The organism is Defluviitalea phaphyphila, assembly GCF_001466305.1.
GTDB classification, from domain to species: domain Bacteria; phylum Bacillota; class Clostridia; order Lachnospirales; family Defluviitaleaceae; genus Defluviitalea_A; species Defluviitalea_A phaphyphila.
Map to the genome: position 1 here is coordinate 33,296 of NZ_JWID01000013.1, position 14,762 is coordinate 48,057.

The window sequence follows — 14,762 nt, forward strand, 5'->3', positions numbered from 1 at the left end:
TTTATTGATATTTATATAAATTGTTTCAATTCCTTATAGGTAGTTTCTAAACTGGTATTACAAAATGGGGTTTAGACTCCAATGAATGTTTCAATTCCTTATAGGTAGTTTCTAAACCCATTGGGTTGCTGTGTTTATCGCTATTTTATATTTTCTACGTCTTTTAAAAAAATCCTTCTTTTTTTATATATTTTTTTATAAAATGCTTATTTTTCGGGGTTTGTAGGCTAAATTGAATTCCGTCGACCCCCCGGGATTTTTGCACTACTGGAGGTCGACGGATTTTTTAGTTTTATTAATTTATGAATTTGAAAATTTAATATCCTATTTAAATTAATTATCTTTGCTTATTCTCATTATTGGGTCTTGGTCGTGAAAAGCAATGCATATAGGTATTTTAACTGTATTAGCTATCTCTGATACTACTTTTGCAAAAACACAAACAGTTCTTGCAACTAAATATAAAGTACTTCCAATAGCCTTATCAGTTGAATCAAATCCATTTTCTAAATAAATATCTCCATAACTTTTTAAATCTGGGCCATCAATTACTTCGTTCCAATCACATGCCCAGTCATCGTCTTCTTCTTCTAATGAATTATACTCTTCACATATAAAAAATCCACTGTTCCATTCATTATCTAGATCATATTCATAATAGATAGCCTTTGCCGAATTTTGATTAGCTATATCTATGGATTGTATCAATCCTTCTTTAAGTCCTTGCTCAAAAGCTTCTAAATTTACACTTCTAATTTTTTCTACCTGCTCTTTTCCTGCTAATTTTAAACATAATGAAGAATATTTTTCTTCTATTTTTTCTAAATCTCCTTCAAATAATTCATTTTGCATTTCTTCTAAGTATTGAAATATTTCCATTAAACCATCCTTTCTTATAGATAGGCTAGAAACCCATTTGTTTGCTGTATTTATCACTATTTTATATTTTCTACATCTTTTTAAAAAATCCTTCTTTTTTTATATATTTTTTATAAAATGCTTATTTTTTGGGTTTTGTAGGCTAAATTAAATTCCGTCGATCCCCCGGAGTTTTTCCCCTACTACAGGTCGACGACTTTTTTATTTTTCTATTTTTTATTTCTCGCTGCCTTGCAATTTATTCCACTGAATAAAATCATAATTCAAAAATACAGCTAATAAAATTTAATTTATATTTATCGATTATTTTTAGGTTAAATTTCCATGATAAAATACTAGCTTCTACCTCTGAAGATGGCTATTCCAAATATGTAATGTATATAAATATAAGAAAATTAGCCTTTCAATAAATAAATTTATAATTTATTTTTAAAACTGGCAAATAATATTATTAATAAAAAATGATGCTTTATACTTGCCTTACTTTTTTCTTGAATTCAAACACTGCTTGTTATAGAATTATAAATATTGTTTTAGTTATGATGGATTTTCATGTGGAGGTCATAGAGATATATGGATAGCTATATTATTAAAAAAGTCTTAAATAATAATGTTGTTATTGCTAATAAAAAAGGAGAAGAATATGTTCTAGTTGGTAAAGCTATAGGTTTTAATACAAATAAAGGGAAAACTATAAGTGAAAATCAAATAGAAAATATATTTATTAAGCAATCTAAAAAAAACAGGGATAATTTTAATAAAGTATTAAACAAAATCAATAATCATATTGTTGGTATTTCCGAGGAAATTATTTCTTTATGTGAAAAAGAATTAAAGGTAAAGCTTAATGAGTCTATACATATTTCTCTTCCAGACCACATAAATTTTGCAATTATAAGAACAAAAGAAGGTATAAAAATAGAAAATCCTTTTTATAACGAGATACAAGCTTTATACCCTTTAGAATTTAAATTAGCTAAAAAAGCTTTAGATATGATAAATACAGCTTTTAAAATCAACCTTCCAATGGATGAAGCTGCTTTTATATGCATGCATATTCATGCTGCTGTAGGTGATCAAAATGTAGGAGATACCCTTGCCTATACTAAAAAAATTGGAGAAGTTATAGAGTTTTTATATAATCTCTTAGATGTAGAAATAGATAAAAGTTCCTTAACTTATATAAGAACCATTACACATCTAAATTTTATGATAGATAGGGTTAAAAACAAAAAATGTATTAAAAATCATCTGCTTGACATCATTAAAAAAGAATACTATAATTATTATAATATAGCTATTAAAGTTGCTATTAAAATAGAAAACTTGTTTTCTATAAAAATACCAGAAGATGAGCTTGGCTATATAACTCTTCATATTAGTAGAATTAAAAATTATAATTAGTGTTACTATTAAATTAGGCACGAGTTAAAGAGTATATCTAATGATTTTTAGGTATAGTCTTTAACTCGTGCTTTTTTATTATAAATTTTTACATCATTTTTATTTTGGAAATAATAAAATTCTATTTATTTTAAGGAGGTATTAACTTTGAAAAAACTTTTTTCTGTACTTCAAAAAATAGGTAAATCTCTGATGTTGCCTGTATCAGTATTACCTGCAGCTGGTCTTTTATTAAGATTTGGTCAACCAGATTTATTAAACATTCCCTATATGGCTCAAGCAGGTGATGCTATATTTACTAATCTTCCAATGATTTTTGCTGTTGGTGTCACCATAGGATTTTCTGGTGGAGAAGCAGTGGCAGCTTTAGCAGCAGTAGTTGGTCAGTTAATATTACAAGCCATTATTAAAGTTGCTAGTGCTAATGCTGCATTAGCATTAGCAACAAAAACAGCATCTGAACTTGGTGTATCTTTAGATGCATTTATGCAAACTCCTGCCTATGCTGATATTGTTTCAAAAACAACGATTAATATGGGGGTATTTGGTGGAATTATCATCGGTTTAATTGCTGCTATTTTATACAATAAGTTTCATGATATTAAATTGCCTCAAGTATTAGGCTTCTTTGGTGGAAAAAGATTTGTTCCAATTATTACATCTTTTGCAGCTTTAATTTTTGCTTCTATAGGTGTTAAAATTTGGGCTCCTATACAAGACGGAATTAATGTATTCTCTCAATGGGCAAGTTCCTCTGTATTTGGACCTGCATTATATGCTGCTGGTAAAAGGTTACTTATTCCTGTAGGTTTGCATCATATGTATTATCCAACATTCCTTTATCAAGTAGGTGAATATGTATCTAACGGTGTTTCTTACTTTGGAGATACAGCAAGGTATTTTCATGGAGACCCAACTGCCGGAAGATTTATGGCTTCAGAGTTTCCTGTATTAATGTTTGGACTCCCTGGAGCAGCTACAGCTATGATAGCAACCGCTAAAAAAGAAAATAGAAAAAAAATATCTGGTATGATGATATCTGCAGCTTTTGTAGCTTTTTTAACAGGTATAACTGAACCTATAGAGTTTTCATTTATATTCGTAGCACCTATATTATTTGTATTCCATGTAGCCGCTGCTTTTTTATCTGGTATATTAACAAGTATTCTAAATATAAGACTTGGCTATACTTTCTCAGCTTCATTTATTGATTATTTATTAGGTTTTAAATTTGCTGGTCATCCTCTTCTTATCTGGTTTGTAGGAATCGCTTATTTTGCATTGTATTTCTTCGTATTTTATGCTGTAATAAAAGCAACTGATGCTAAAACACCCGGTCGAGAAGATGAAACTGATGATGCTAAAGCTTCCCTTAACTTTACTAGAAGTGAAAAAGCGGCTAAAGTCTTAGAAGCCATAGGTGGAAAAGATAATATCGAAGTTTTAGATGCTTGTATAACAAGATTAAGACTTACTTTAAAAGATATATCCCTTGTTAATCAAGGTACATTAAAATCTTTAGGTGCAGCTGGAGTTATGATTAGTGGAAATAATGTTCAAGCAGTATTTGGAACAGAAGCTGAAAAGATTAAAGATGATATAAAAGCCATTATCTCTAATGGTGGCTATATTTCATCAACTAATGAAACTGAAAAGATAGAAGAAAAAGTCGATACCAAAACACCTGTAAACTCAGTATCTGAAATAAACTTAGCATGTCCATTAGATGGTAAAGTTGTGGAATTATCAGAAGTTCCAGACCAAGTCTTTGCAGGAAAAATGATGGGAGATGGTTATGCTATTATACCAAAGGATAATAAAGTATATGCACCAATAGATGGAAAAATTGAAGTTTTATTCCCAACTAAACATGCTATAGCTATTAAAACATCTGAAGGCTTAGAAGTATTAATTCATATAGGTATTGATACAGTTAATTTAAAAGGAGAAGGTTTTATAGCTTATGTTAATCAAGGAGATACCGTCAAAAAAGGAGATTTATTGTTAGAATTTGATACTGCTATTATTAAAGAAAAAGCAAAAAGTCATATTACACCAGTAGTACTAACAAACATGGATATTGTTTCAGATATAAGTGTGAACTTCGGAGACAAAACTCATGGCGATAAAGTAGTAACCGTACAAGTTAATAAGAATTAAATTCCGTCGACCTCCGGGGTTTTTGCACTACTGGAGGTCGACAGAGTTTTTAAAACTTAATTAAAATTGTTTGTACTTCATTTTTCTTTACTGCTTGGTTAATTTTCGTATCTTCTAATTTTAGTTCTGTCTTAATTTCCTCATTTAGATTAGTTTTATAAACTGATTTAACTTCTTTATTAAATCTATACTTAGCTGTTTTTTCACCATCAGTACCATTAAAATATCTAATGATTAAGCCATCATCTTGTTCTGCTTTTTTTACAACGCTTAAAACTATATCAATATCTTCTTGCTTAAATAAGCTGTATTCATAGGGTAATTGTATTTCACTGCTATTTAATTTCATAGCATTATATGGCATTTTATTATAGGTGTAAATTGGAGTTAAAAATTCTTTGGCTGCTCTAGCTATATTTGCTTTTAATGTAGATTTTTGATGACTAATTAATGCAAAGTGTAGTTCTATATTGCCAAGCATTTGAGAGTTAGGTGTTTTAAGCTTAATACCTGAAGGACGGCCGGGTCTACGTAATAATTCTTCCTTCCCAAGAACTCCAACACTTCTAAATAGGGTTAATGCAATTATATCATAATCTTCTCCAACTATTTCAAATTCCCTTGTACTATTAGATAATACTGCTAATCCATGTTCGTCATTAGATAATCCTACATAACTAAGCATTGGATAAATGGAATCTGGACGTTCATCCCAATCTTCTTTTTCCCAAACTTCCATAGCAGAATCTATAACAGGTCTTTTAATACTTCCAAATTGATTATCGGAAATGGAAAATTTTGATTTAATATTAGTTGGAATTAATGCTCTTACTCTATGATCCTTTGCATTGTTATTTATATTCATACGAACATCTATAATAGGACTATTTATGGGTACTTTTAATTCAATTTTAATATCAATGGTACTATCACATACTTTATTTTTTCTACTTTCTAAATCCTTTGGAACATCTAGAGTATAATCAATATTTACATAGGCAAAGTAGTCATTTTGTTTTATTTCATAATTAGCTTTTATCTTATCGCTTTTTACTATAAAATCATTTTCTAAGGGTGAGTAATCGTATTCATCACCGTCATCAGAGCCATCTTCTATAACTAAAACTTGGTCAAATATTTTATCTGATTTCTTATCATATAATTTGATACTTCCATTTTCATTTACTGAAATTTTATAGTAATCTGTTTCTATTTCCTCTACTTTTTTTATATCTTTAACTTCTAATAATCTTTCATCTTTTATCTCTTTTATAAGATATGATTTATACCCCATGGCTTTTATATTATCCTTAAGTTGTAGTGTGTATTTTATAAAAGGATCATAATTTCCATAGTGTACGATTTGTCTGTCAATTAAACCAGGATCTATAATTTCTTTATTAATAATATCAAAGTTAATAGTATTTCCATTAGTATCTACTAACTCAAAATTTTTCATTTTTGTAATGATTTCTGCTTCTGTTATTACTTCTCTTTCATATGGAAGAAGGTTAAATAAAACTAATTTATCTAATGCTATGTCTGTTGGAATAGCATCTGCAATTTTTCTCATATAAAAATTAATTAATTGGTCTACTCTTTCTTCTGCAATAAAGAAACGGGACATAATTTCTTTATGGACTTTATCTGAACAACAACATCCAATGCTATCATGGGCATGATTTTTCATAATCTCTTTCCATATTAATTCTATTAAACCGCTATGATATTCAAAACCTAAACTATAGGCTAGGGCTGCAAGGGGTTCTAAAATATTTGTAATTTTATTTTCAATACGAGCATTGGCTGCCTTAATATCCATTCTTGTGGAGTAAATACTTCTATGAACTCTCATGTATTTTCCATCAAGGAATTCACCTTTTAATACTGGCAATTCTTCATTTTTTCCTAATTGTTCAAATATTTTTTCGTATCGACTTAAGAAGAATTCTCTCTCTGGATATAACTTTTTAAGTTTTCTTATTACTTCGAATATATTTTTTTGAATTGGCATCTGGTCATGTCCATTGGGAATAATAATATGATCAGTAGTAGCTCCTTTATCTAATACAGAGAAATATTTATCCATTCTAGTTTTAAGCTGTTCTTCATCAACAGGGAGATATTTACCTATGGCATAACCTAGAGGTAATAATTGTGTTAATACCTTTGAGCCTGTATCACTTTCCCAATAAAATTCTGTTTTATTAGTTCCGTGGCGTTCTGATGTCCCACGCCAAAAAATAGCACGATTAATATCAAAACCATTAAGAATCTGTGGTAGCTGTGCTGATTGTCCAAAGGAATCTGGAAGATATCCTATTTTCATAGGTTGTCCAAATTCTTTTGAATCCTTTATTCCATATAAAAGATTACGAAGAATAGACTCTCCTCCTACTACCATTTCATCTGTTTGAGTATACCAAGGTCCTATAATAAGCTTTCCTTCTTTTACTAATTTCTTTAATCTTTCTTTATTTTCAGGTTTTACTTGAAAATAATCTTCTAAAATAGCAGTTTGACCATCTAAAACATAATATGGATAATCATCATTGTTTTCTAACATATCTAATATTTCTTCCATATTATTGACTAAAAGAATTCTTGATTCTTCTGTTGAAAAATACCATTCTCTATCCCAGTGCATATGAGGAACTATATGAACGTTTTTCTTCATTCTAAATACTCCTTTATAAAAATTATTAAGTTCTATTAGTTTCTTAACAAACTGATATAGTATTTAATTTTTCATAAATTTAATCATTATCCTTAGCTTTTTTTAATTTATGTGCACGGGTAATTACTAATAAAGCTGCTGAAACAGCGGCACCTATTAAGGCAGCACCTAGCCATATAAAACCAGCTTGAACAAATGGTGCACCTTCTAATACAACTAAGGAGAAGATTCCTGCTCCTGGAACACTTAAACCAATATTTGAACTAGTTACAATTGCTCCAGTAATAGCTGAGCCTATGCATAATGAAGGAATAACTCTAAATGGGTCTTCTATCATAAATGGGATTGCACCTTCTGTAATACCTGCTAAACCTAATAACCAAGTTGATTTACCAACTTCCCTTTCATGTTCTTCAAAATACTGTTTAAATAAAAGTGTGGCTGCTGTTACGGAAAATGCGGATACCATTTTAACAGACGCAAAGGTTGCATAAGGAACATAATTCCCATTAGCCATAGCTCCAATGCAAAAGGTATATGCAGCTTTATTTATTGGACCACCTAAGTCAAAGGAAACCATAATTCCTATTACTGCACCTAATAAAATTGCATTAGTTCCTGATAGATTATTTAACCAATCTAGTAATAATTGATTTAAACCTGCTACTGGACGACCAAATACTAATAACATTAAAATTCCAACGGCTAATGACCCTAAAACAGGATATACCCAAAAGCTTATAAATCCAGCAAAAGTTCCTTTAGGAGAGATAGTTTTCTTTAAATATTTCATAATATATCCCGCTAAGAAACCACCAAGCATCCCACCTAGGAATCCACCGTTAATTAAATTAGCAGCGACTCCTGCGGCAAAACCTGGTCCTAGAGCTGGTTTATCTGCTATAGCATAAGCCATATATCCAGATAAAATAGGTACCATTAATGTTCCTAGCATATTGCCACCTAATTTACGAAACATCCATAACCATGAACCTTCTGTATTATATAATTCTTGTAATCCAAAGCCTTGAGCTACTAAAACAGCAAAGGCTAGTATCATACCTCCTGCAACAATAATTGGAATAATATAAGATATCCCAGTTAAAATTGAATTTTTAAGTTCACTTTTTAAAGAAACTTTATCTCCACTATTTACATTTTCTTGGGGTTTGTATTCTTTTTTACCTTCTTGTTCAGATAGTTTAAGAGCTTTTTTAATTACTCCTTTGGCATCTTTTAGGGGAGTAGCTACTGTTGTTTTATAAATTGGTAGATGTTGATATCTTTCTTCTTCTTTTACTGCAACATCATTTGCAAAAATTACAACATCTGCTTTTTTTAATTGTTCTTGGGTATGACGGTCTTCTATTCCGTTTGCCCCTTGTTTTTCAACATAAATTGTAACTCCTAATTCCTTAGCAGCTATTTGTAGGGATTCTGCTGCCATATAGGTATGGGCAATCCCCGCTGGACAGGCAGTTACTGCTAAAATTGTTTTATTTGAATCATTATTAGTTTTAACAGTGGTTTTTTCTTCTTTCTTTTTATTTAAGTTTTCATATAGTTCATTAGCATTACTTGAATTTAATAATTGTTCTCTATATTTGGGATTTGCCATGTTTTCAGCAAGAGTGGATAATACTTTTAAATGAGTTGAACCAGCTTCTTCTTCTGGAATAGCTAATAAAAATACAAGTTCTACTTTATTATTTGGATCAATACTTTCCCAATTTTCGATTGGTTTTTTTAATTTTGCAACAGCAAAGGAGGCTTCTTTTACAGCTTTTGATTTTCCATGAGGAATTGCAAGACCACCTTCTAGACCTGTGGGTGATAACTTTTCACGGTCTAATACTGCTTTTAGAAATTCCTTTTTTGAACTAATTTTACCCTCTTTGTATAATTGCTCTACTAATTGAGCTATTAAATCTTCCTTGCTTTTAACATCAAGATCAACTGATATTAATCTTGAATTAGTAAGGGATTTAAGGTCCACGATAATCACTCCTTATGGATTTCTTATATCTACTTAACATTATAAAATTAAAAAAAATAATAAATTTAATTTTAAAATTTATATACTTAATATCTTTTGTCTTATAAAATCATGTGTATTTATACACGAAATAATTGATGATTTATCCAATTTATAAAAAAAAGCAAATGAATGAGATAGATTAAATCTACCTTTCATTTGCTTAGTTTTATCTATATACCATAATAAAATACTTTGTTTAACAATATTTTTGTGATATCTAATCACAATATTTATTTTTTAAAGTTTATCTCACTTTAAATGCTTTAAATCATATTTTGTAAGTGCCTCTTCCTGATATCCATATCAATAAAAACAGAGTTTGTGGGCTAAATTAAATTGTCATCAATCCCCAGATTTTTTTATTAATAATATGTTATTTGTTTTTTAATAGTTATATTCATATTTCCCTATTTTTATTTTTTGAGTAAATACTTCATTCTCTTTTGGCTTTCTTATCTCTATAAGATTTAAAACATTATATCCTCTTTTTAATAAAAATGGTATGATCTTATCATTATTAGGATGTACCCAGTTATAAACCGTATCTCCTCCTAGTTTTTTAGCTATTTTCTCTGCTTCCTCATATAATTTAGAAGCTATTCCTTTTCTTCTCGAATTATTAGAAACAAATATAGATTCTGCCCATACTACACTACCATCTATCCTGCAAACTAAATATCCCAATAACTCATCATTATCTTCAGCAACAAATATGGGGAATTTTGCTTCCATATATTCTCTAAATTCCTCTTTTGCATACTCTATATTAGGAGACGCTTTTATCCCTTTAAGTGCTTTTAGTTCAACTCTAAATTGTGAAATTAATTTTGAAATTTTCTCTTCATCTTCAAATCGTGCTAATCTTATAATCATAATTTCCTCCTGATATCTTGTACTTATTACACATATATTGCTACTACCATTAATGTTATCCCTGCTACTAAAAATATAATCCTAGTTTTAAAATTCCAATCTCTTGAGTTTTTTAAGTTTACTATATAATGTCTTTTGATATTATTAGGCAAATTATAAATTACTTCTATTAAATTATCTTTTAATTCTTTAACTATAATATGAATATCTCCATATATATTTTTACCTGTATAATGATGCTCAGAATTTATTACTTCTTTTTTTAAAAATACATCCTCAAAAAATGCTCCCTTTGTGAAAAAGATTTTAAAATAAAAAAACTAAGTGAATAATTTTAAAATTAAACTTTTTAACATAAACCTTCTCCATATTTATTTCTAAATATATTTAAGATATTTTAAATTATAGCATACTTAAACTGATTAAAAACAACATCTTATAATTAAATAAGTCTAAAGATATCTAAAATTTTTAGATAATTTTAACAATAAAATTTAATCTTTTAAAAATATAAATAAAAAATAATCCTCTCTTAATTAGAGAAGAAATTATTAATGTTTTAAAATTTTAGTAAGAGGACTCACCTTCAAATCGCTTTAAATCATCTTTTGAAAATGTCCATTCTGGTGTTTTAAGTACATCTCCAAAATTTAATGAATACCAAGGACTTATTTTTTCATTTTGTAAGTTTTTTAGTAAATGAATATCCTGTGCTGGCATATAACTCTGAGCTAATAAAAACAGCTTTTCTCCAGTTTCTTTGTTTTCAGCCATATCTACTACAATAACACAATGTCCAGGACTTCCCCCCTGTATGAAAACATCTCCTATTTTCATCTCTTCAATAGGGACTGATACCATTTCTTGTGATAAGGAAAGAGTTCCTGCATAAGAAAATACCATATCCAGATATTTTCTAAACGACTGATAATCATTTAAATTATCTGCCCTTTTTACCCAACTGACATTATTTCCATCAATAGCAATTCTATATCCTTCCATCCACTTTTTATAATCTGCTCTAAAGCCATTGGTAAAATTAAAATGGATTTCATCAAATCTTTCCTGACTATATAGATATTCAGCTCTTAACCTTATTACTGCATCTGCACACTGCTGCAGGTCTCTCTCCCCGATATCCATATCAATAACAGCATCATAAACATTAGCTGTTTTAGTCTTTCCATTATAATAGTGTACCTTTTCTCCATGGGGCTTTAGGGGTAAATTCCTAAGATAATAAGCAAAAGAATCTTCTTTTACATCAATTCTTTCATAGCCCTCAGGCGTTGGTATTCTATCCTGTATTACCATACCTTCTAGGTTTAAGATTACTCTTTCTTCTCTTTCTTCTATTTCTTTGGAAATAACTTGTTCTTTTTCATCACTACTAACTGTTTCTTCTTGATTTGGGTTTTCTGAAATTTCTGTTTTATCACTATCTAACTCTGTTTGTGTACAGCCTGAAGTTAAAACTAATAATGCAATAATTGCTGCAATTAATAATTTTATATGAACTTTATAATTCATTTTCTTCCTCTTTTCGTACTAATATTCTGTTTCAATTCCTCATAGGTAGGCTAGAAACTATTTATGAAAAATATTTATACTTGTGATTTTTGCGGGTTTCAATTCCTCATAGGTAGGCTAGAAACCCATTTGATTGCTGTATTTATCGCTATTTTATATTTTCTACGTCTTTTTAAAAATTCCTTCTTTTTTTATATATTTTTTTATAAAATGNGTATTTATCGCTATTTTATATTTTCTACGTCTTTTTAAAAATTCCTTCTTTTTTTATATATTTTTTTATAAAATGTTTATTTTTCGGGAGTTGTAGGCTAAATTAAATTGTCGTCGATCCCCCAGGATTTTTCCCCTACTGGAGGTCGACGACTTTTTTATTTTTAGATTTAATATAAATAATCTTGTTTTATTATAACATGAAATTTATTTTCTAAGATATCATTTTAAATATATTGCTTTAACAGGACATTTATCGATTACCTCTTTTAACTCATTTATTTTTGCATCATCAAGTACAGCCTCTCTTATATGTGCTTTTTTATCCACTAATTTAAAATGTTGAGGCATTAATTTTTCACACAATCCACATCCTATACAGTATTGTTTTTTTATATCTATTCCAGTTACTTTATTTAAACTTTGCTCTTCTTTAAGAGCAATGTCTTCTTTTTTTACAAATACAGCAGTTAGATATGACATTATAAGGATAGATATTACTGTTAGTATCCATCTTATTCCCATAAACTTTGGACCTAAAAATTTTGCTTCATTAGCAAGCATAGGCACTTTTATAACAGCCCACGAACTTAAGATAATAACTACATTTGATATACTTGCACCTTTTTTTAAAAGCATTTTACAGATAGGAAATGCTGCATAAATAGGGCCTGCTGAAAAACTTCCCAATAAGAACGAAAATATATTTCCCTTTATTCCTGACTTTTCTCCAAATCCATTTAATATCACTTCTTTAGGAACCCACGCTTCAATAATTGATGTAAGTATAAAAATTACAGGCAAAATTTCAATCATTTCTATAATATAATACATGCTGTTTTTTACAGATAAATAAGCCTTATCAGGCATTACGATAAATAAAAAAATATATATTAAAAATACTACTGTCATCAATTTGTTCTTTTTAATTATTTCTATCATTTTACATAATCACTCCTATCATAAGAGCTATTATAAAAGCAAATACAAAACTAAGAATATTGCGTGTCATAGCAAATTTTAAACCAAATTCTTGTTTTTCTAATGGAAATGTTACTACTCCAACCATTGTTAAAGTGGTTAAAAATGCAACGGCTGGTACAATACTTGCCCCTGCATCTACAAAAGAACCTACCATAGGAAATGCTACAAAGGCTGGAAGTAATGTAATACTGCCCACAAAAGCAGAAATCATAGTTGAAATAAATTGATTGGATTCTCCTAAAATGTTTTTTATAACTTCAGGTGGTATGAATGTTAGAACTAGTCCTATAAGAAATAAAATTCCTATAATCTCTCCAATCATATTTTTCATCATGCCTTTTGCCATTTTCATAGAATTAAACGTCTTTTGCTTGTTTTTAATTAGAGATATGAAAAAAGCTGTCCCCGTTATACCCCATAATGATATTGTAAAAATATCCATTATTAATCACTCCTTATATTTATACTTTTAGGAATAGAGGATTTTAATATCAAAACTCTCCTTTCTTTGTGTTTGAATCTATATTATAATAAACTGCAGCAACATACAGTTACCAAGGTAACTAATTTTTAAAAAGGGGATATTTATGAATATAAAAAATTATCTAGGGATTTTAAAACTCACTCGATTATTTAAGGGATTTTCTGATGAGGAACTTATTCATCTTTTTGAAACGCATAATTATATTATTTCTAAATATAATAAAGGCACTATTATTCATTTTGAAAGTGAAAAATGTAATTGCTGGGATATTATTTTAAAAGGACAAGTATTTATTCAAAAGATTGATGAAAAGGGGAATGTCTTAACTATCACAGAGTTTAAGGTAGGAGATAATATTGGTGGGAATCTTTTATTTTCAAAGTATCCTTATTATCCTATGAGTGTAGTAGCAAAATCAGATACTCACATTTTGCACATTGATAAAAATTTAATATTGCAACTTTGCCAGATTAGCCAAGATTTCTTAGTTGAATTTTTATCTTGTATATCAGATAAAACTATGATTTTAACTAGCAAGATTAAATCTATTTCCATGAAATCTATCAGGGAATCTATAATCGAATTTTTAAATTATGAATATTACACTCAAAAAAATAAAGAAATAAAACTTAATATGACAAAAAAAGAATTGGCTGAAAGATTAGGTGTTCAGAGAACTTCCCTCTCACGGGAACTTAATAAAATGAAAAAAGATGGGCTAATTGATTATAATGCCCATTCTATTACTATTTGTGATTTTGATATTATTCGCAAATCTTAATCATAAAAATAATCTCTATATCATTACTCTTAAATCTGACTTTCATTTATAATATAAATCTTTTAATAATTATTGCTTTATAATTATTTTAAGAAATTTTTACTGATACTAATGACATAGACAAATATCCAAAGTTTAAAAATAAAATAGTAAGTGCAATAATACAAATAACAAAAACAGTAACTGTTATAATATTGTTCATTAAAGTTTTTCTTAAGAACGCCCAGAATTTTTGGATAACTACAATATTAACAGCAAAAAACAGAATATATATTGGATTGGTTTTAAAAGAAAACATACCTGAAAGTAATATATAACTTAATATAATAAATTCTATTGATTCAAAAATTATATTTATTGATTTTATTAATAAATCTGTTTTTTCATTACTCAACTTAAATCTCCTTATCTAAATAAAATTATTAATTTAATAATATCATAAATTTATATAATGTAATAATACAAATTACTGCTTACCCTTTTACTATTTCTAAAAACATAATAAAACCTATAGAAAAAAGAGCTACACCTTTACCTTTTTCCTATAGTTTCTTACAACAACTTTATTTATTTTACTTTAAACATTTAAAAAATATATAAATATAAAATTAAGGTATATAAAATTTATTCACTCTTATTTCTCTTTTCTAATAAGTCTTTTATGTAAACAGATTCATATTCATTTGCTAATATGTCCATATATATTTCATCATATCTTTTTCCTGCTATTTGTGCTGCT

Annotated in this window: 11 protein-coding genes; 3 read left to right on the forward strand and 8 right to left on the reverse strand. The window is 28.4% G+C overall.

Annotated features, from left to right (window positions below; translation table 11 throughout):
* Positions 1-333: 333 nt before the first annotated feature.
* Positions 334-879 (reverse strand): hypothetical protein, encoded by a 546-nt coding sequence (locus tag OM90_RS08955; protein WP_058486551.1) that lies wholly within the window; start codon positions 877-879, stop codon positions 334-336.
* Between the two features lie 573 nt (positions 880-1,452).
* Between OM90_RS08955 and OM90_RS08960 the strand changes: the two genes are divergently transcribed.
* Positions 1,453-2,283: a PRD domain-containing protein gene (locus OM90_RS08960; protein ID WP_058486552.1), complete on the forward strand. Its 831-nt coding sequence runs from the start codon at positions 1,453-1,455 to the stop codon at positions 2,281-2,283.
* Positions 2,284-2,430: 147 nt separating this feature from the next.
* Entirely contained in the window at positions 2,431-4,443 is a 2,013-nt protein-coding gene (locus OM90_RS08965) for a glucose PTS transporter subunit IIA (protein WP_058486553.1), read from the forward strand.
* A gap of 49 nt (positions 4,444-4,492) precedes the next feature.
* On the opposite strand, the gene mngB is transcribed toward OM90_RS08965, so the two are convergent.
* The 6 genes from mngB to OM90_RS08995 all read right to left on the reverse strand — a co-directional run bounded on the left by mngB (position 4,493) and on the right by OM90_RS08995 (position 13,200).
* Positions 4,493-7,120 carry a mannosylglycerate hydrolase gene (gene mngB / locus OM90_RS08970; protein ID WP_058486554.1) on the reverse strand — a complete coding sequence of 876 codons (2,628 nt, stop codon included), beginning with the start codon at positions 7,118-7,120 and terminating at the stop codon, positions 4,493-4,495.
* A 79-nt stretch (positions 7,121-7,199) separates the two neighbouring features.
* Positions 7,200-9,116 (reverse strand): PTS 2-O-a-mannosyl-D-glycerate transporter subunit IIABC, encoded by a 1,917-nt coding sequence (mngA, locus tag OM90_RS08975; RefSeq protein ID WP_058486555.1) that lies wholly within the window; start codon positions 9,114-9,116, stop codon positions 7,200-7,202.
* 426 nt (positions 9,117-9,542) lie between these two features.
* The gene (locus tag OM90_RS08980) at positions 9,543-10,031 is read right to left on the reverse strand and encodes a GNAT family N-acetyltransferase (protein ID WP_058486556.1); all 489 of its coding nucleotides are present in this window, start codon (positions 10,029-10,031) and stop codon (positions 9,543-9,545) included.
* Between the two features lie 567 nt (positions 10,032-10,598).
* A complete protein-coding gene (locus OM90_RS08985) occupies positions 10,599-11,561 on the reverse strand; it encodes a DUF4846 domain-containing protein (protein WP_058486557.1) in 963 nt (320 codons plus the stop codon).
* Positions 11,562-11,996: 435 nt separating this feature from the next.
* Entirely contained in the window at positions 11,997-12,716 is a 720-nt protein-coding gene (locus tag OM90_RS08990) for a permease (RefSeq protein WP_058486558.1), read from the reverse strand.
* A gap of 1 nt (position 12,717) precedes the next feature.
* On the reverse strand, positions 12,718-13,200 hold the full coding sequence (locus OM90_RS08995; RefSeq protein WP_058486559.1) for a permease: 483 nt from the start codon (positions 13,198-13,200) through the stop codon (positions 12,718-12,720).
* A 145-nt stretch (positions 13,201-13,345) separates the two neighbouring features.
* On the opposite strand from OM90_RS08995, the gene OM90_RS09000 reads away from it, so the two are divergent.
* Complete coding sequence (locus OM90_RS09000; RefSeq protein WP_058486560.1) at positions 13,346-14,023, forward strand: Crp/Fnr family transcriptional regulator; 678 nt, start codon at positions 13,346-13,348, stop codon at positions 14,021-14,023.
* A gap of 88 nt (positions 14,024-14,111) precedes the next feature.
* Here the strand turns inward: OM90_RS09000 and OM90_RS09005 are convergent, their stop codons facing one another.
* Positions 14,112-14,417 carry a hypothetical protein gene (locus tag OM90_RS09005; protein WP_058486561.1) on the reverse strand — a complete coding sequence of 102 codons (306 nt, stop codon included), beginning with the start codon at positions 14,415-14,417 and terminating at the stop codon, positions 14,112-14,114.
* Positions 14,418-14,762 lie beyond the last annotated feature (345 nt).

Excerpts from the sequence above, each read along its gene's own strand:
- OM90_RS08955 (WP_058486551.1), bottom strand. The coding sequence starts at position 879 with ATGGAAATATTTCAATACTTAGAAGAAATGCAAAATGAATTATTTGAA.
- OM90_RS08960 (WP_058486552.1), top strand. The coding sequence starts at position 1,453 with ATGGATAGCTATATTATTAAAAAAGTCTTAAATAATAATGTTGTTATT.
- mngB (WP_058486554.1), bottom strand. The coding sequence starts at position 7,120 with ATGAAGAAAAACGTTCATATAGTTCCTCATATGCACTGGGATAGAGAA.
- OM90_RS08980 (WP_058486556.1), bottom strand. The coding sequence starts at position 10,031 with ATGATTATAAGATTAGCACGATTTGAAGATGAAGAGAAAATTTCAAAA.
- OM90_RS08985 (WP_058486557.1), bottom strand. The coding sequence starts at position 11,561 with ATGAATTATAAAGTTCATATAAAATTATTAATTGCAGCAATTATTGCA.
- OM90_RS08990 (WP_058486558.1), bottom strand. The coding sequence starts at position 12,716 with ATGATAGAAATAATTAAAAAGAACAAATTGATGACAGTAGTATTTTTA.
- OM90_RS08995 (WP_058486559.1), bottom strand. The coding sequence starts at position 13,200 with ATGGATATTTTTACAATATCATTATGGGGTATAACGGGGACAGCTTTT.
- OM90_RS09000 (WP_058486560.1), top strand. The coding sequence starts at position 13,346 with ATGAATATAAAAAATTATCTAGGGATTTTAAAACTCACTCGATTATTT.